Raw genomic sequence first — 17444 nt, forward strand, 5'->3', positions numbered from 1 at the left:
ATCTTTCTGGTTACTGGGGCGTGTTACCCGTTATTTTGCGTCGGCGATAATATGCGTGGCGGTGTTAATCAGCGTGCGTTCACGCGGGTCACGCAGGGCGTCCTTTACCTGTGCGCTCTCACCTTGAATCACGCGCTCATGCAGCATCGGGATGGCGGCATCGCTGGCAAGGATCAGATTTTCTGCCTGCATGATGGCCTGACGACGAGCTTCACCCGCAGGAATGGCCGCCGCTTTTTGCAGTGCTTGATCGATGTCTGGGCGGCACAGCTGCGCGATGTTGAATGATCCTTCGCAGGTAAAGTCGCTGTACAGGTAAGCCACCGGATCGCCGGAATCCAGCACGGTGGCGCGGGATAAAATAAAGGCGTCAAACTTGCCTGCCAGCGCGTCGGACTCAATCTGTGCATACTCACGCACGACCTGTTTCACCGTAAATCCCGCGGCGGTAAGCTGCTGCGCCAGATAGACCGCCACCTCAGGTAGCTCGGCGCGGTCGCTGAAGGTTGCCAGTGTGATCGTCGCCCCCGCAGGCGTACCGGCTTTGATCGGATTCGCCACCGGCTGGCGCAGTTCCGCCGCCCACGGTAGCGCAGGACCTAACAGACCCAGCGCGATATCGGCACGCTTCTCATAGACGTTATCCACCAACTGTTGGCGATTGATCGCATCACGCACGGCGGCGCGCATTGCAGGATCTTGCATCACGCCGTGGCGTGTATTCAGATATAGCGTATTGGTGCGTGGCATCGGGACTTCATGCACCAGCGATTGATCCAGCAGCGGTGCCTGAGAAACCGGAATGGCTTCGACAATGTCTGCTGTGCCGGTACGCAATGCAGCCGCGCGCGCTGTGCCGTCAGAGACAAAGCTGACATCGATGCCGCTGGCCTGTGCTTTCTCACCCCAATAACCGTCGAATCTGTCCAGTACCGCGCTGCTGGTGCCGTTGACGCTACGCAGAACGAACGGGCCGCTTCCGGTATTGATCGGATTGACGACGCCATTTTTACCGTATGCCGCGGTGGAGAGAATCGCTAACTGCGGGCTGGATAAGCGCTGAGGCAGCAACGGATCCGCTTTAGCGGTAGAAACAATCACGGCGTTATCGCCATCGGCTTTCACCGTTAACTGCACGCCGTCCAGAATACGTGGCTTGGGAGCGGCGGTGGATGCTACGGTGAGCGCGTTAACCACTGTGGCGGCGTTTAACGTGGTGTTATCGTGGAAATGGACGTTGGGGCGCAGTTCAAAACGCCAGGATTTATCATCGATCTGCTGCCAGGTTGTCGCCAGCGCGGGCTGGGCTTCGCCGAGTTTATCGAGTACCACCAGCGTTTCTGCCGTGCTCCAGCGCGACAGCTTAAAGGCATCGTCGCTCAGCGGCGTCAGGCCAGAGCGCGGCGGTTGAAGCATAGCCAGTTTGATGCGACCGTCATGATGCGAGGTGTGCTTTTCCTCCGGCTCGTTGAAGCAGCCTGAAAGCAGCAGCGTGGCTGATAGCAGGCCGGAAACAGGCCACAGGAGATTACGCATATTCATCAGTCTGTCCTTATTCATTCACGGTTGAAGCGGATTTAAACGGGCGGCAGATAACCATCATCGCCAGCGAACTGCACAGCGGCACCGCCGCGAGCAGCACCCACGGAATAGCGGCCTGTGGCGATGGCGTCAGCGCGCGATCGAGCTGGCTGCCGAGGATAAAGTTACCAAGCAGAACAGCGATGCCGCCCATCGACGCCAGCGCGCCATAGTGCGCCCCCAGATTCTGGTTGTTGGCAAAACGCGGGATGAGATCCATGCCTACGGGGACGATTAACATCTGCCCCAGCGTTAGCAGGGTAATCAAGGAGATAGCCGGAAGCAGGCGCTGCCATCCTTCTGGCGGCGTGCTGGAGGCAAACAGTGCGACGCTAAGGAACGAGGCAGACAGCAACGCGAAGCCCAGCGGCAGCATACGTGCCGCACCCATCCGGCGAGCAAAACGCGCCAAAGGAAGCTGTAATCCAATGACCAGCAGCGAGGCGAGAACAAACAGCGGCCCGAGGTCTTTCTCGCTGCTGCCGGAGCGGTGTAGTTCAACCGGCAGCGCCAGATAGAGCTGGTTGTAGCTGAACAGGTAAGCGCTGTAAGCAATAATGAATACCACAAAGCGCCGCTGGCGGAACGTCTCCCACCACGGGGCGATATGCAGTTCACCCTGATTCCGCTGCGTCGGCGGCAGGCTGAAAAACAGGACAATGAGCGCGATGACAAAGACGCCCGCACCGGCAAGCGCCACGCGCTGGAATCCGTACCCAGCCAGAACGGAACCAAGTAGTGGTCCCAACACCGCGCCTAACTCTCCGCAAATGGCAAACAGAGCGAACCACTCGGAGCGGCTGCGTTTTCCCTCTTTTTCACTTTGCGTACCGGCCTGTGCCATTAATGCTTCAATCGCGGGGGAGAACAGTGCTCCGCCGACTCCGGTCAGACAGGCACCGAGAATAATCGGCCATAGCGAATCGCCTAACGCCAGCAGTAAATAGCCGCTAATACGCACAACGCAACCGCACAGGATAATCACGCGAGCGCCAAAGCGGTCAGCCAGTGCCCCGCCGACCAGAAACATGCCTTGTTGCGAAAAGGTGCGTAAGCCAATCACCAGTCCGATGGCCCAGCCGGACAGCAGCATGTCGTCGCGCAAGAAAATTGCCAGAAACGGCACGACGGCATAAAAACCAATGTTGAAAACAAGCTGGCTGCCCAGAAGCAGTGGCGGGTAAGGCCGCGGCGGGCGGCTGGCGGTCAGGTCTGACATGTCATGGTCCGTTATAAGAAAAGTTGTTATAAAAAGCCCGTTATGGGGAAATGTGTTATTAACGCGATATTTTATTGTAAAAAAGAGGTTTTCAGCGAGCTAATAGCCAGACGTCGACAGCGTGGGCACGGCCTGCAACAGACGGGCGGTGTGTGCCTGCTGCGGCGACGCCAGCACCTCGGCAGTGGGGCGATCTTCAATGATGCATCCGCCGTCCATGACCAGCATTCTGTCGCACAGGCCGGCGAGCATGGAAATGTCGTGCGAGACCATCAGCAAGCCCATCTTGTTTTGTTCGGTAACCTGCTGAAGCAGGGCTTTAATCTGTTCGCGCAGCGGTAAATCCAGACCGCTGACGGGTTCGTCCGCCAGTAAAAATTCGGGCCGAACAATCAATGCTCGTGCCAGCGCGACACGCTGTGCCTGCCCGCCGGAAAGCTGCCCGGCGACCTTGTCCAGAAGTGTGGCGCTCAGCCCTACCTGATCCATGACTTCGCTCAGGCGGGCAAAATAATGTCCATTAGCGTGACGGATCTCATCGGGGCGGAGTCGCTTCAGTGGTTCGATGAGGAGATCGGCGACGCGCTGACGCGGCGCGAGCGAGCCTGCCGGATCCTGCGGAATGTACTGAACGCGGCGGCGATACCAGAGCAGCGAACGCACCGAGCCGGGGTTAATCAGGTTGCCATCGCAGTACACCGCACCACTTTCTGGCGCTTCAAGCGCGAGCAGGGTTTTTAGCAGCGTGGATTTACCACAGCCGGAGGCACCGACCAGCCCCACGCGTTCATGCTGTTGCAGATTCAGCGACAGGTCGTGAAAAATGGCGCTAGCAGGATCGGCCTTTTGCCACGGTAAACGTGACGTCTGGCGATAGCGGCTGACGTGTTCGAGGCTTAAAAACGGCGTGGGAACCGCATGCAGGTGGTGATTCATCCGGCAAGTGCTCTGACAGCGACTGAAGGCCGTACATTCGTCAATAACACATTGTCAGATAAAAGCGTGTCAGCGCGACGGGCGGCGGCGACCAGACTGCGGGTATACGGCTGCTGTGGCGCATTCAGCAATTGCAGCATACTGCCGGATTCAACGATCCGACCGTTCTCCATCACCAGACCGCGTTGGCAGAGCTGGGCGGCAACGGCGATATCATGCGTAATAAACAATAGGGCGGGAGCATCCGGCTGCGAACTACGTTCCTGTAAGACCTGCAATACCTGCTGCTGAGTCATGACATCCAGCGCGGTAGTGGGTTCGTCCGCCACCAGCAAATGCGTCTTGCCGAGCAACGCAAGGGTAATACAAATGCGCTGACGCTGGCCGCCGGACAGTTCGGCAGGATAGCGTTGCAACAAGTTGGGGATATCATCCAACTGCATGGCGCTAAGGAGCGCAGAAAGCTCAGCGGAAGAGGGGGCTTTCAGCGCCAGTGACAGCTGTTTTCCTAACGGCATGAAAGGATTAAGCGCCGTTGCCGAGTCCTGGAACACGGCAGAGACGCGTCCGGCCTGCGGGCGCGCCAGCGCTTTCAACTGAGCCACCTCTTCGCCATTGACCCGAATGCTGCCACTACTCTGACAGCCCGCTGGCGGCGTGCCGATGACTGCTTTGGCGGTGAGGGATTTACCGGAACCGGATGCGCCGAGTAAACAGACACGTTCACCCGTGAACAGCGTGAAACTGATATCGCTGACTTTGGTTTCGCCACCAATAGATAGATTAAGGTTCTCTACCTGAAGAATGGCGTCTGTGTGTCTGTTCCAGTTAATCATGGTTAACGTATACGGTTGGTGTAAATAGATATGTAATAACATAACAAATTACGACGAAGTGATGCAAAGGAAATGTGATCCAGAGCGTATAAATTGGCGCGTCGACGCAGTCTGAGCCGGCCGCGTCGATGATGAAAAAGGGAGAGAGTAAATTGCAGAGAAGCGCGGAGTATTTTTAGTGGTTACTCATGGGATGAATCAATAAGCTGTGCCAGTTCCGCCGCGCTCAACTGAGTAATCTGACAAACCTGAGCAGGTTCCATGCCGCTAAGTAGGAGCTGACGAGCGATATTTCGAGCACTGGCTTTCATACCTTGTTGCATGCCTTTTTCAAACCCGATTTTCTCAAGCTGCTGTGCGATGGTCATGATCGCCTCCCGATCCGTTGACAGAGACTGCGCGACGGCCTCAATAAACTCTGCTGGCCTTGAGGTGTTGCCGCTCCGCGCGATGTAAAACAGTATCGCTCTTTTTTGCGGCAGTGGTACCTGCCAGCGCTCAAATAATAGCCCGATATCCTGCGCCAGTTCCAGCATATCTCGCGTGCGGATGTGTTTTTGTACCAGTTCCAACAGCGCCACGCGGCGATGCGTCTTGATATCTTCATCTGGTATCACCGTCAGGTCAACCAACGGAAAGGGGGCGTTGTAGAGCTTCTCGGCCTGAATGGCATCAGAAAAACCGTCGAGCCAGCGTAGCGTATAGGGATAAGGACTACGCTGGCCGTGATAAAATAGCAAAGGAACAACGAGTGGCAACGTCTCGTGACCTTGAGAGAGGTGCTGTTGCATCGCCGCCAATGCGTAACGCAGCAGTCGAAACGGCATCTGTTTTTCTGGGCGACTCTGATGCTCAATCACACAATAGATATAACCTTGCCCTGCGGTGGTCTGAATTGAATACAGCATATCCGATATTCTTGCGCGTAGTTCCTCGTCAACAAAAGAGGCCGATTGCAGTTGTAGCGAGCTGAAATCGCAGATAGTCCTGATTTCTTCTGGCAGATGGATGGCGAAGAAATCCTTTGCGACGGCTGGATCGCTGAGAAACTGTTTAAAAATCGCATCATGCGCGGCCATGCTGTTTTTCCGTCCCTGAATAATCTGTAGGCAATGGTAAAAGAAGCAGATACGGGCAGGGAAGAGGCGCAGAGGACAACTGCGTCGGTATGGAAGGATGTACGCAAGAAAAGTGAGAAATGAAAGTAATGACGCGATCTCACTGGGAGCGAGATCGCATTAAGGTGTCAGAGTTAGCTCTGTTGCGTGGTCAGCCATTGCCGCAAGCGTTCGGGCTGCTGTGCACCGCTTAAGCGAGCAAGCTCTTCACCGTTTTCGATCCAGAGTAAGGTCGGCAACGTTCTGATCGCCAATTTTTCCGTCAGGGTAATGTGATGATCGGCGTCCAGATAATGGCTCGGCAATTGGCGGTATTCCTCGTTAGCCAGAATCGTTTCTAACTGGCGGTAGAGGCTTTTGCAGTGGACGCAGCGCTCTGCGCCGACCAGCAGCAATTGTGGACCCTGTTGGGTTGCCAGTGCAGGCCAGTCTTCGGCAGTAAGCGGCGCGAAGCGCTCACGGTTGACGGCAAAGAGCTTTGGGCTGCGCTTGAGGTCTTCGCTGTCGGTCGCGACGCACAGAGCATCGCCGCTCTTTTTGTAGGGGCGCGTGCCGTCAATGCGAATCACGCTGGCGAAGCCGGGCGCAGCGGCGCCGGGCTGACGTAGTTGGGTGTTATCGGGTGCGATCACTGGGGTTTCCTGTGGACGCGACAGCTGTGGCACCCACTCGTAGGGTACGCGGTAGGCGCGATACAGCATGTTGGTGTTCACCGTCTTGCCCCAGTAGGGGGAAATAAACTCCCAGACAATCTCGTGATCGACGGTGACTTCAAATAGTCGACCGTTAGCGCCTTCATTAATTAGCGTATTGCCGTTCGGCAGGCGTTGGATATTACTGATGTACGGGCTGTAAAAACGGAAGGCATCGGTCGGATGTGGAATACCCGCTTCGTAGGGCGAATAGCGCCAGACAATATCCAGCGTCACCGGGTTGATTTCCAGCACACGAGAATAATCACGCCAGGCGTTTTTCACGCCGTCGGCCGACGCCGGATTGGGCGCGCCGTAGCCAGCCCAGCCGCCGTTATCAAACACCAGAATATTGCCCGCGCCCGGCAAGCCTGCGGGGATCATATGTGCGTGATGCTGGCCGATTATCCAGCCAATGTGTTTGAGTTCCGGCGTGTTGTAATTCGGGCCAAGCTGCCAGACGATATGGCCGCTCTGCTTGTCGATGATGGCGATGATGTTGGACTCGCGTGCGTCCCAGATAATGTTATCCGGGTGGAAGCGGGTATCGCCTTGATCGAACCACGGATTGGGGCCGAGCGCTGACATGGAGTTGATATGCATCCAGTCGCCCATGCCGCCGCCGCTTTTGCGCAGGTTAGGATTGTTGTACAGCGCGGTTTTCGCGTCGTCGTCAAAGCCCAGTTCATCGAAATGGTCGCTGCAACGCCATTCCCACAAGATATTACCTTCCCAGTCCACTTCGATGATGGTGTCGTCGAGCAGCAGTTTGTCGCTGATGCGTTCATTGTGCAGGTTGGTGTGCGCCAGCAGTAATGTGTTGCCGCCAATTGACTGCGGTTCCTGACCCGGTGCGTAGTAGCCGACCGGATTACCGCTGCGCTGGTAGTCATGATGGACGCGCGCCATCCATTCAGACGGAAGGTCGGGGTCGGTGATGTGTTCATAGCCGTTAAATTTCCAGACGACGTTGCCGTCCCAGTCCACTTGAATTAGATCGACCATGTCCTGCATGCCGTAGCGTGAATCGCGTTCACCGCTGTGCCCGAGGATGTAACCGCCGGGCAGGATTTTGTTGGGGAAGCCGTGCAGGCCTTCCCACAGGCGCAGTTCGGTGCCGTTCATATCTACCAGCACGGCACCGCGTTCCAGCGCCTGAAAGACGGTGTAGCCGCCCCAGGCTTTTTCCGGGTTGTAAATCGTTGTGCCGGTCGGGTAGACGGAAGGGTGTCCCATAATGGTGCTCCAGTAGTTACGTGTTCAGAGAAGAGGAAATGACCGCCGTATCGGCAGGCTGCGTCAGCAGTGCGAGCAGGTCGCTACACTGCTGGTGGAAGAGCTGGCTGTCACGCTGGCGCGGATGTGGCAGCGAAATCGTCGCAATCTGGCGGATGCGCCCCGGTCGTGGTGCCAGCACGACGACGCGATCGGCGAGATAGACGGCTTCTTCGACGTCGTGGGTGACCAGCAGAGTGGTCGTGCCTTCCGCCTGATGAATGCGGCGTAGCTCCTGTTGCATCTGCTGGCGGGTTAAGGCATCCAGCGCACCAAACGGTTCATCCAGCATTAGGATGCGCGGATTGGCAACGAGTCCGCGTGCGATAGCCACACGCTGCGCCATGCCGCCAGAAAGTTGGGCGGGCAGGGCATCGGCAAAATCCTGCAAATGCACGAGCTGAATAAAGTGGTCGATCAGGCGCTTTCGTTCTTTGTCGTTGATTGACTCATTCGCCAGCCCGAGCGCGATGTTTTGCCGTACCGTCAGCCACGGAAACAGGCGTGGTTCCTGAAATACCATGCCGCGCTCACGTCCGATGCCGCGTACGGTTTTGCCTTCCACCAGCACACGTCCCTGATAGTCGCTGTCCAGGCCGACCAACATACGCAACAGCGTGGATTTGCCGCAGCCGCTGCTGCCGACAATCGCCACCAGTTCGCCGCTGTGAATCGACAGGGAAAAGTCCTCAATCACCGTCAGCGTCTCACCCTGAACGCGAAACTGTTTACGAAGGCGATCGAACTGCACCACTGGCGGCGGCACATCAAGGGGAGTGGACGTCATGCGATTTCTCCTGCGGAACGCCAGCGCGTCATCCGCTGTTCCAGACCTAATCCGACGCGGTCGAGCACCGCGCCCGTTAATCCAATCAGCAGCATGCCGCTGATAATCAGGGGCATATCAAGTAGCTGTTGGGCGTTGATCATCAGGCTGCCGATCCCGGTACCGGATGACATGAAATATTCTGCGCCGATAGTCCCAAGCCAGGCGTAAATCAGCGACAGGCGCAAACCGGCGAAGATCGCGGGGGCGGCTCCAGGCAAAATCAGTACCCGCAAGCGGGTCGAGAGGCGGATCTGTAACACCTGCGCGACTTCCTGTAAGGCTGTTGAACGCTGGCGGATGCCGCGATGGCTGGCTACCAGCATCGGAAAGAAAGAAGCCAGCGCGACAAACGTGATTTTTCCAGCTTCGTCGTTACCGACCCAGGCAGTCAGCAGCGGCAGCCAGGCAAACAGCGCGATCTGGCGCAGCGTCGCGACCGTGGGCGTAAAGAGGGCGTCACTGGTCGCATTCAGCCCCAGCAGCACACCGCACACCAGACCTGCGGCAATGCCGCATACTGCACCTGCTAGCGCACGGGTCACACTGGCCTGCATCGCGTCGGTGAGCGAACCGTCACGCACGCCTTGCAGCAGCGTGTGCCACACGTCGGCGGGTGGGGGAAGCAGTGACGGGTCGATCCAACCAAGATGGCTGGCTTGTTGCCATAACAGAAGGAGCAGAAAGGGGAGAACCAGTGCCGATAAGCGGCGAGACGGCGTCGAGGTTAAGCGGCCAAGCGGCGGGTGCGGCCAGAAAACCAGACGACGTTCTAACTGGTTGATTGCCCACTCCATCGCCAGTCCCGCCAGTCCGATGACGGCGATACAGACAAACACAATATCCAACTGAAACAGCTGGCGTCCCCACACCAGTAAATAGCCAATGCCCTGCGATGATGCCAGTAGTTCGACCACGATTAGCGATACCCATGCCTGTGAGATCGCCAGCCGTAAGCCGGTTAGCCAGGTGGGTAGCGCAGCGGGCAGCGTTAATTTGATGAGGCGCTGATGCCACGGCAGGCGCAGGGTACGAGCGACTTCCTGTAGCGCAGGCGGTACGTTGCGCACGCCTGTTTGCGTATGCAGCGTCACCGGGATAATCACCGCCTTGATGATGACAGCAAGCTTCAGGCCATCATCAATGCCGAACAGCACCATAAACAGCGGGATCCAGCCCAGCGTTGGAATTTGTGCCAGCGCGTAGACCGTCGGGTGCAGCAGGTGTTCGGCACGGCGTGAGGCTCCCATCAGCGCACCAAGCAGCGTTCCCGCCAGTAAGCCTGCCAGCAGGCCGCTAGCCAACCGTTGCAGGCTGATAAAGAGCTGCGGCAGGAGATCGTTGTGCCAGAGTTCGGCGGCGGTTTTAGCGACGATGTCGGGAGCCGGGAGAATCTGTGTGGGCATCCAACCGTAGTGGGTACTGATATACCATAGGGCCAGCAGTAGCAGCGGTACAATTAGTGGTACGACAAGCGGCACCACTATTGACACGACAAGAGAATAGACCCGCGCTCTCGGCAGAGCAGGCCAGACGACCGCGGTTTTTTTCAGCAGTATCGACTTATTCATTTTATTCCCGAAAACCATCGCAGCTGGATGGGGAATAAAAAACAGGTTTCGACGTTGAAGGCCAATGCAATAAAGCGATGGTCGCCGTGCAATAAATGCATATGCGTAGCCTGCGCCCGCCAGTCCTGATTTATGCTTTTTTCCGCTGAGCAAACCTGTAAATGTTATTTAAGCCTGATGCAGACGGTTCGTTAGTTTTCATGGCAGATGAAACGAATTTTTAAGGAAAACCGTATGCAACAACCCTCAATCCCATTGATAACTATTTTGTCTGCAACCCCTTTTGCTCGCTGGCAACGGGGGCTGCGTGAGATCATGAGCGTTGCGCTGCTGATGAGCGCTGCGCTAATGGCATCGACCGTTCAGGCGAACGACGCTGCCCCGCAGGATGTACAGAAACCGACGGAGATCCGCATTGGTTTGCCGGATCAGAGTGCGGGCAGTAAGCCTTTTATCCGTGGGCCGCTGGGGTTGGCACATATTCAAAAACAACTGGAGAAAGAGTTCGAACCGCAGGGCGTCAACATTCGCTGGTCGTTTTTTAAAGGTGCGGGACCGGCGGTGAATGAGGCGTTGGCGAACAAGCAACTTGATGTGGTGTATCTGGGCGATCTGGCAGCGATTATTGGCCGGGCGGGGGGCCTTCCGACGCGGGTGCTGGTCGGATCGCGCGGTTCTAATTCTTATCTGGCGGTGACGCCGGAATCGGGTATTCAGCGCATCGAGGATTTACGCGGCAAGCGGATTGCGGTCTACAAGGGAACTGCCGATCAGCTGTCGTTTGAGCGCGCGATTAAAAGCGTCGGGCTAAACGAGCGGGATGTACGGGTGATCAATCTGGATTGGACGGCAGGCAAAGCTGCGCTGGCGGCCAGACGCGTGGATGCGGTGTGGGGTGGAGTTTCTCTGCTGGCGTTGCGTAAGCAGGGCATACATATCGTGACCACCAGTCGGGCGCTGGGCTGGGCGAATACCACGCAGGCTGCCGTACTGGCGACGCAGGATTTTATCGATCGCTACCCCGGCACGACGCAGCAACTGGTGAATGTGCTGGTGGACAATGCGCAGTGGATCGGCGAGGCGCAGCATCTGCCGGACTATACGGCGCTGATGGCCGAACAGAGTCAGATCCCGCAGGCGATTTTTCAGGAAGAGCTGAAAGCGGAAGACCTTCCCTTCCAAAGCTCGCCGCGTCTCGATCCGTTCCTGCTCAGCAGCTTGCAGGACAGCATTGAGCGGGCGAAAGCGGCGGGACTGATTCGCAACACATTCTCGGCCAGCGACTGGTTTGCCAGTCAGTTTGTTGACCGGGCGCTGAAAGCCAAAGGGCTGGAATCGAACTGGGCGGTGTATGACACCAACGGTAATCCCGCGAAATAATCATGAGTGCGCTCACAACGTCGGCAGTGCCAGAGCGGGTGAGCGCAACTTGTCCTGCGCCAGTATGGTTTCGATCATCAGCTCGGCCAGCGGTGGTAGCGTTCTCTTCAAACAGGTGACAATGCCGAAGCGGGTTTGCATATTTCCCCATTCCGGTGGCGTACCCGTCAGGGGAATTTCCACCAACTGATGGCTTAATCGCCCCAGCGCGAAGCCATCCTCGCTGGCAAAGCTGATGGCCTGCGTATGCCGTAGGATACTGAAGACGGAATAGATATGGTCACACTGAATCTGCGGCCGGTAATCGGGCTGGCGCGTCAAGGCGGCCAGCACTTTGCGCATGCCGACGGGCATAAAAGGCGAGGCGAGTGGAAAACGCAGTAGATCGTCCGGTGTCACGTTTGCCTGCTGTGCCAGCGGATGTGAAGAATGGCAGATAAAGAAACAGCGCTGCTGGCTTAATGGCTGCACGTGGAGATGGGTTTCCATCTCGGCCTGCCAGGTATCGGCGACGATGAAAGGCCATTCGTCGGCCAGCAGCCGATCGCGCAGGGATTGCCAGTTATCCACGCTGTAGGTGACTCTGGCTCGCGGGCGTAGCGCATGGAAATACGCGACCGCTTTGGGGATTAGCGAGGTGGACGGCGCAGGGCCGCAGCCAAACGTCAATTCGCCTTCCTGCGCTTCGCTGATCTGCCGCATGTCGGTCATCAACTCCCAGGAGAGCTCTTGCATGCGGCGCGCAAACGGCAGCAGCGTATTGCCTTGCCACGTTAGCGCGAAGCGGCGACTCTGACGATCGATAAGTGGATGTCCCATCGTTTGTTCCAGCGCCTGAATGCTGCGGCTGAATGCCGATTGTGACAGACAGACGGCTTCTGCGGCCTGTACAAAACTCCCGTGCTCGGCCAGTGCAAGAAAATTGCGTAATTGCCGTAAATCCAGATGCATGTTGCAGCTACCTACCGTATCGATTTTCCTCACTTTTTAGGCGGAGGTCGGCTGGCAACGCAATGAACAAAAATTCATAAGTTATAGCGAATTGATTGCTATAGACTTTCAGCCCCACATAATCCGCCTTCTGGCGCGGTCAGCGGCTATTTCGCCAGCGCACAGGAAAAGTCCTGAATTTCTTCCACCGAGCCGAGACTCATATTGAACACGTCAAGGCCGCTGGCGAGCAGCACCTTTTCACCTGCCGGAGTGGAGACCATCGCAAGACCGTATTTACCGATCGACTCATTCCGCTGCTGGGCGTAACGATCTAACGTTTTAAACGGATCGCTTTGCGCCCATTCGTTCGCCGTGAGCGTTTTTGCCAGATAGACGTGCCCGTTAATTTTCACTGTCAGCGGTTTCCAGTCGGCAGAGAGCGTTGGAAACTGCTGGTTCAACGTCTGATAAACCTCCGGGCGCAGGCAGGCGATGTGGATATGCAGCTGATTTTGCGTGCGGCCGTAGCGTGAGTTAATTGCCAGTGAGAGATAGTCATCTCTGATCGGCTTGCCCACTTCGCGGGAAAGATGGCCACGCCTGTCCCAGGCCTGCATAAAGAAATTGGGTATGTTTTGTTGCAAGAGATCAGCGCTTTCGATACCGCTGATTTTATCCGTTGGGAGCAACAGGTCGTGATAGAGGCCGTTTCTGTCATCAAAAAGCACGTAGCCGTCCGCCAGATTGACTTCCAGACAGGGCGCGGGATTGCCGCTACGCTGCTGATTGGGTACGCACTGTTTGCTGACGATCTCCCACAGTGCATTGCTGTTTCCTCGACTAACCTTCCACCCTATTGCCGTGGCCGCCGTGAGCAAAATGATGGCAGAAACAGTGAAGATCAAGATCGTGTTGCGTTTCATGACGGGTCTCCGGCAGGCGCAGAAAGCGCTAAGTAGCGGGGAAAAACAGGGCATGATAAATCAGTGATAAGCCACTATGGGGCAGCGGCGATGTCATTAATATGACTTTGGTGAAAGGAGAAAGGCTAATCGGTAACGGATTGTAAGAGAGAACGGTGGTGTAATGGCATATGACGCGGTCTTTTAACCAACACAGCAATGTGATTAAAAGGCCGCGGTAAAACGACAGGAATCAGAACAAGTCGACCCGCACGTCCACGCCAACGGTTCGGCCTTCATTGACCTGCGCGTAGCCCGATGTGCCGCTCATAAAGCCAAAGGTGCGGTAGCGGCGGTCGAAGACGTTATCCACATAGCCAGCGATATTCACCCGGTCGGTGGCCTGCCAACTGAGGCGCAGGTCGGTCGTGGTATAGGTGCCCTGACGCAACGCGTTGTCTCCGTCGAAGTAGTGCGGCCCTACCACATTGAAGGCCAGACGTGGCATTAACGCGCCGAACGAGGTATCAATCAGTCCGTTCAGGCTGGTGCCAGCACCGTAGCGCGGGACGAAGGGCACGCGTTTATCCTGATAGCTCTCACTGTCACCGGTAAATTCAGAGCGGACATAGGTGCCGTTGATATCCCATGACCAGTTGGGAACGACCTGCCACTTCAGCATCATTTCTACGCCACTGGCATCGGCGCTGCCTGCGTTGCTGAGCGTTTGCATACCGACCGGGCCGGAATACAGCTGCATATCACGCGTGTGAGTATGGAACACGGCGCCCTGAAGCTGCACATCGCCGCTCTGATAGCGCGAGCCGATTTCATAGTTAATCGATTTCTCCGCGCTGTACGGAATGGCCCGTGTGCCAGCGGCAGGTGAATAGTTAAAGCCGGTTGGCTTGTAGCCCTGCGCGACGCGGGTATAGACACGCCAGTCATTATTCAGCAGATAGCTGGCGGAGAGCTGTCCCAGCACCTGATCGTCATCGACGCTATTGCTGTCGCCCACGTTCATGCCGGAGAACTGCTGGCGATAACGGGTTTCGGCCTTATCGTGCGACACACGCAGTCCGCCGCCCAGATCGATACGGTCGGTCAGGTGCCAGGTCAGATCGCTGTAGGCGGCTAACGTCTCCGTTGACGTGTTGGCATTGCTCTGCATAAACGGAGATCCTGCCATGCTGTAGGTCAGATCGAGTTTTTCACGCGTGTTCTGTCGGTAAAGGCCGAACACCATGTCCACCGTGCGGCCTGCACCGTGTGTCGCGGCACGCAGTTCCTGCACGTCCTGATTCCAGCGTTCCGGCATGTCGGCAATCAGCGTACCGTTCGGGAAGGTGCGGTCGTAATTCTGCTGCTGCCATGCGCCGATCAGGCTAAAAATCCAGTTATCGGTGGTGTATTTTCCGCTCAGCGACTGGCTGTGCGTGCAGCGGCGCAGTTTAGGATCGGGGGAGCCAGCGGCGATCTCCAGCGTCCGGTTTTTAGCATCGCCAAACGGCAGATAGGTATCCTGTGTGGCGCGCGTGCAGTCTTCCGTTAGTGCCAGACTGGTTTCCCACGGTTGACCCTCGGGAGCCAGTCGCAGTCGAAGATTTCCGACGCTGGACTTTGTCCCGCCGAGGTTGTCGCTGCCCGTCGCGGGGTTGGTCATCGCGCCTGAGTCGACCTGGCGCAGCAGCGTGACGCTGCCATACAGCAGGCCATCCTGAATGGGGCCGCTGAGGTTGATTTTGCCGTGATAGCCGTCGCGGCTGGCGACGCCGCCTTCGACATAGCCACGCGGTGTGCTGTCGGGCTGCTGAGTGACGATATTGATAATGCCGCCCTGCGCGCTTTTACCGTACAACGTCCCTTGCGGACCGCGCAGCATTTCGATGCTTTCTACATCGGAGAGGGCCTGCACGGTATTGGTGGCGAGCTGGGGGATGCCGTCCACGTAGACTGTCACTGCCGGGCTGTAGAAATCCTGTGCGGAAGACACGCCGCGCAGTGAGATCGAGGGGAACAGTAGGCTGCCGTTATTGCCGAGGTTCAGACCGGGCATCACGCGGGTTAACTTGTCGGTACTGGTGACGCCAGCATCTTTCAGTTCCGGTGCCGTCACGATGGTGGAAGAGACGTTGTTGGCCGAGGCGGAATAGGGGGATTGTTTGCTGGCGGAGACAACGAGTGTATCGTCCTGAGCGGCAAAGGCGCAGGAAGAGAGAAATATGCCGGTTAAGGCAAGCGGATAAAGACGCATTATTTTCATTATTAAATCCCTGAAAAGACTAAAATCGATGTCAAAGACAACGGTTTTCATCAAGAGATGAAAAGCGCGTAAGACAGAGAATGATGAAAGCTAAATGATAATCGTTTGCATTTTTTGAGCTACCCGTATCGGGTCTATTTCAACCCGAATACAGCAAACTTCTTGCGCATTTTCCTGCCTTAATCCTGCCCCCGCTGGCTTGCTGTAGCGGGAGTAATTCCCTCTGAAAACGCGCGAGAAAGCCGCACAGATAGCCGTTTGGCGGGCCACAGGCTGGCGACGGCGAAGCAGGCCAGCACGCCCAGCGTGGTCTGGTAATTTGTGTGATGGGCTAACTGAAGCGCAGCAATCGACACGGTCATGGCGACAGCCGCATCGGTCGATTGGAACAGCGCATAATCGGAAGCGGGCTGATGCGGTCTGACTAATCCCATCAGGACGTTGTATAGCGTGACAAACCCGACGGCGGCGGCCAGATTGACCACGCCAAAGAGCACGATCCACATGTTCAGTGCAAACAGCGGGTAGCCGACGGCCAGCATAATGGCGAGCAGAGCGTGCACGACCATGACGGGCAGCAGACAGCGCAGTGCGCCCATACGTCGAATCAGGACATTGGCGATCACAATCCCTACGCCGCTCACGACGGTGCTGTACACCGTCATGACGATGCCCAATTGGCTTAGGCTAAGCTGCCTATCGATCAGCATGACGGTCTGTAGCGCCATCATGCCGCGCATCGCCAGATAGAAAATGGCCGTGAAGGCTACTACCGGCCAGAGCGCCTTAAGCGTCAGACGATTTAGCGTCGGGCGTGCGGCTTGCTGACTCTGACGAGCCGGACTCTGATGATCCAACGTCTGGCTGTGCTGGATAGGGGACTGCTGGATATAGCGCAGCGGCAGAATGAGCATCAACAGCGATAGCCCCGCCAGCGCGAAGAAGCCACCTCGCCATCCTGCCTGTTCCGCAATACTCAGGAATGCATAAGAGCCGAACAGAATACCCAGATAGCTACCGCCGACCTGTGCGGTATTCGCCAGCGCGCGACTGGCGGCGTTGGTGGTGCAAATTGTGATTCCGTCGGCATAGATATCGTGGCTGGCGGAGAGCAATGCCAGCAGCATCAGCGCCATGATGATAGTCAGGACAGAGTGCTCGGGGGAGATGACGCCAATCATGACCAGCGTTGCCGCCATCGCGATCTGGAGCAGCACCAGACTGCCTAAATAGGGATTGCCGCGCAGAGGAAGCGCGTGACGCTCACCCCACGGTGCCCACAGGCATTTAGCAATCCACGGCAGAAAGGTCAGTGACAGCCAGCTTAGCTGCGCAAGATCCAACCCTGCGTGGCGAAAATAGCCCGCCACGCCTTGCATAATGACTGCGGTGATCATGCCTTGATGGAGGTAGAAGCACCAATAGGGCAGATAGCGTGTCATCGGGTTGTGCGTCATGGTTTGTCGCGATCCAGCAGCATTATCGCCAGCGCCTGTGCTTCAAGCGAGGTGGCGACGACAAAATAGGCATACGGCGCCTGCCCAGACTGCGTCCAGTTCTCTGCCCATTTCACGTACTTTTGCCTTTTGGCTTCGTCGTTTTCGATGCGAATCGCACCCGCACAGTATTGCTGTTGCAGGCTGACGTTATCGCGCGTCCACTGAAGATAAGCATTCATAAAAACAGGGGAGCGATGGGGCAGGTCTGCACCTGTCATACAGAGAACAAAGCGTTCTTGCGCGGCATACAGTTGAGCGATCTGCGCCATATAACCCGCGGATTCCTCGTCGGGCACCTGTTCCGGCATGTGTAAGAAGACCACCGGCCAGGCGTCTGTATCAAGGAAAGGATGTGGCGTTGCAATGGAATCGGGCATAGCGGTTTCTCCGGCTTATTATGGAGAAAATGATAA

14 protein-coding genes are annotated in these 17444 nt (G+C 56.8%); 1 reads left to right on the plus strand and 13 read right to left on the minus strand.

Going from position 1 to position 17444, the window contains the following annotated elements:
* Window positions 1–30: 30 nt before the first annotated feature.
* The 8 genes from NAL19_RS07340 to NAL19_RS07375 form a co-directional block, all read right to left on the minus strand.
* Window positions 31–1542 carry an ABC transporter substrate-binding protein gene (locus tag NAL19_RS07340; protein ID WP_263059268.1) on the minus strand — a complete coding sequence of 504 codons (1512 nt, stop codon included), beginning with the start codon at window positions 1540–1542 and terminating at the stop codon, window positions 31–33.
* A 10-nt stretch (window positions 1543–1552) separates the two neighbouring features.
* Entirely contained in the window at window positions 1553–2800 is a 1248-nt protein-coding gene (locus tag NAL19_RS07345) for an MDR family MFS transporter (RefSeq protein WP_263059269.1), read from the minus strand.
* A 99-nt stretch (window positions 2801–2899) separates the two neighbouring features.
* Window positions 2900–3736, minus strand: a complete 837-nt coding sequence (locus NAL19_RS07350; protein WP_263059270.1) for an ABC transporter ATP-binding protein — start codon at window positions 3734–3736, stop codon at window positions 2900–2902.
* A complete protein-coding gene (locus NAL19_RS07355) occupies window positions 3733–4572 on the minus strand; it encodes an ABC transporter ATP-binding protein (protein WP_263059678.1) in 840 nt (279 codons plus the stop codon). Before NAL19_RS07355 ends, NAL19_RS07350 begins: the two co-directional genes overlap by 4 nt.
* 182 nt (window positions 4573–4754) lie before the next feature.
* Entirely contained in the window at window positions 4755–5651 is an 897-nt protein-coding gene (locus tag NAL19_RS07360; protein WP_263059271.1) for an Rpn family recombination-promoting nuclease/putative transposase, read from the minus strand.
* A gap of 173 nt (window positions 5652–5824) precedes the next feature.
* On the minus strand, window positions 5825–7618 hold the full coding sequence (locus NAL19_RS07365) for an aryl-sulfate sulfotransferase (protein WP_263059272.1): 1794 nt from the start codon (window positions 7616–7618) through the stop codon (window positions 5825–5827).
* Window positions 7619–7634: 16 nt separating this feature from the next.
* Complete coding sequence (locus tag NAL19_RS07370) at window positions 7635–8444, minus strand: ABC transporter ATP-binding protein (protein ID WP_263059273.1); 810 nt, start codon at window positions 8442–8444, stop codon at window positions 7635–7637.
* Window positions 8441–10054, minus strand: a complete 1614-nt coding sequence (locus tag NAL19_RS07375; protein ID WP_263059274.1) for an ABC transporter permease — start codon at window positions 10052–10054, stop codon at window positions 8441–8443. Before NAL19_RS07375 ends, NAL19_RS07370 begins: the two co-directional genes overlap by 4 nt.
* A gap of 234 nt (window positions 10055–10288) precedes the next feature.
* Between NAL19_RS07375 and NAL19_RS07380 the strand changes: the two genes are divergently transcribed.
* The gene (locus NAL19_RS07380; RefSeq protein WP_263059275.1) at window positions 10289–11434 is read left to right on the plus strand and encodes an ABC transporter substrate-binding protein; all 1146 of its coding nucleotides are present in this window, start codon (window positions 10289–10291) and stop codon (window positions 11432–11434) included.
* Window positions 11435–11446: 12 nt separating this feature from the next.
* On the opposite strand, the gene NAL19_RS07385 is transcribed toward NAL19_RS07380, so the two are convergent.
* The 5 genes from NAL19_RS07385 to NAL19_RS07405 all read right to left on the minus strand — a co-directional run bounded on the left by NAL19_RS07385 (window position 11447) and on the right by NAL19_RS07405 (window position 17408).
* On the minus strand, window positions 11447–12385 hold the full coding sequence (locus NAL19_RS07385; protein WP_263059276.1) for a LysR family transcriptional regulator: 939 nt from the start codon (window positions 12383–12385) through the stop codon (window positions 11447–11449).
* Between the two features lie 146 nt (window positions 12386–12531).
* Complete coding sequence (locus tag NAL19_RS07390) at window positions 12532–13290, minus strand: CDP-diacylglycerol diphosphatase (RefSeq protein ID WP_263059277.1); 759 nt, start codon at window positions 13288–13290, stop codon at window positions 12532–12534.
* A gap of 232 nt (window positions 13291–13522) precedes the next feature.
* The gene (locus NAL19_RS07395; RefSeq protein WP_263059278.1) at window positions 13523–15532 is read right to left on the minus strand and encodes a TonB-dependent siderophore receptor; all 2010 of its coding nucleotides are present in this window, start codon (window positions 15530–15532) and stop codon (window positions 13523–13525) included.
* A gap of 179 nt (window positions 15533–15711) precedes the next feature.
* Window positions 15712–16989: an MFS transporter gene (locus NAL19_RS07400; RefSeq protein ID WP_263059279.1), complete on the minus strand. Its 1278-nt coding sequence runs from the start codon at window positions 16987–16989 to the stop codon at window positions 15712–15714.
* Complete coding sequence (locus tag NAL19_RS07405; RefSeq protein WP_225087556.1) at window positions 16986–17408, minus strand: hypothetical protein; 423 nt, start codon at window positions 17406–17408, stop codon at window positions 16986–16988. The genes NAL19_RS07400 and NAL19_RS07405 overlap by 4 nt, the downstream gene beginning before the upstream one ends.
* Between the last annotated feature and the right edge of the window lie 36 nt (window positions 17409–17444).

The organism is Pectobacterium sp. F1-1 (assembly GCF_025643735.1).
GTDB classification, from domain to species: Bacteria; Pseudomonadota; Gammaproteobacteria; order Enterobacterales; family Enterobacteriaceae; genus Pectobacterium; species Pectobacterium colocasium.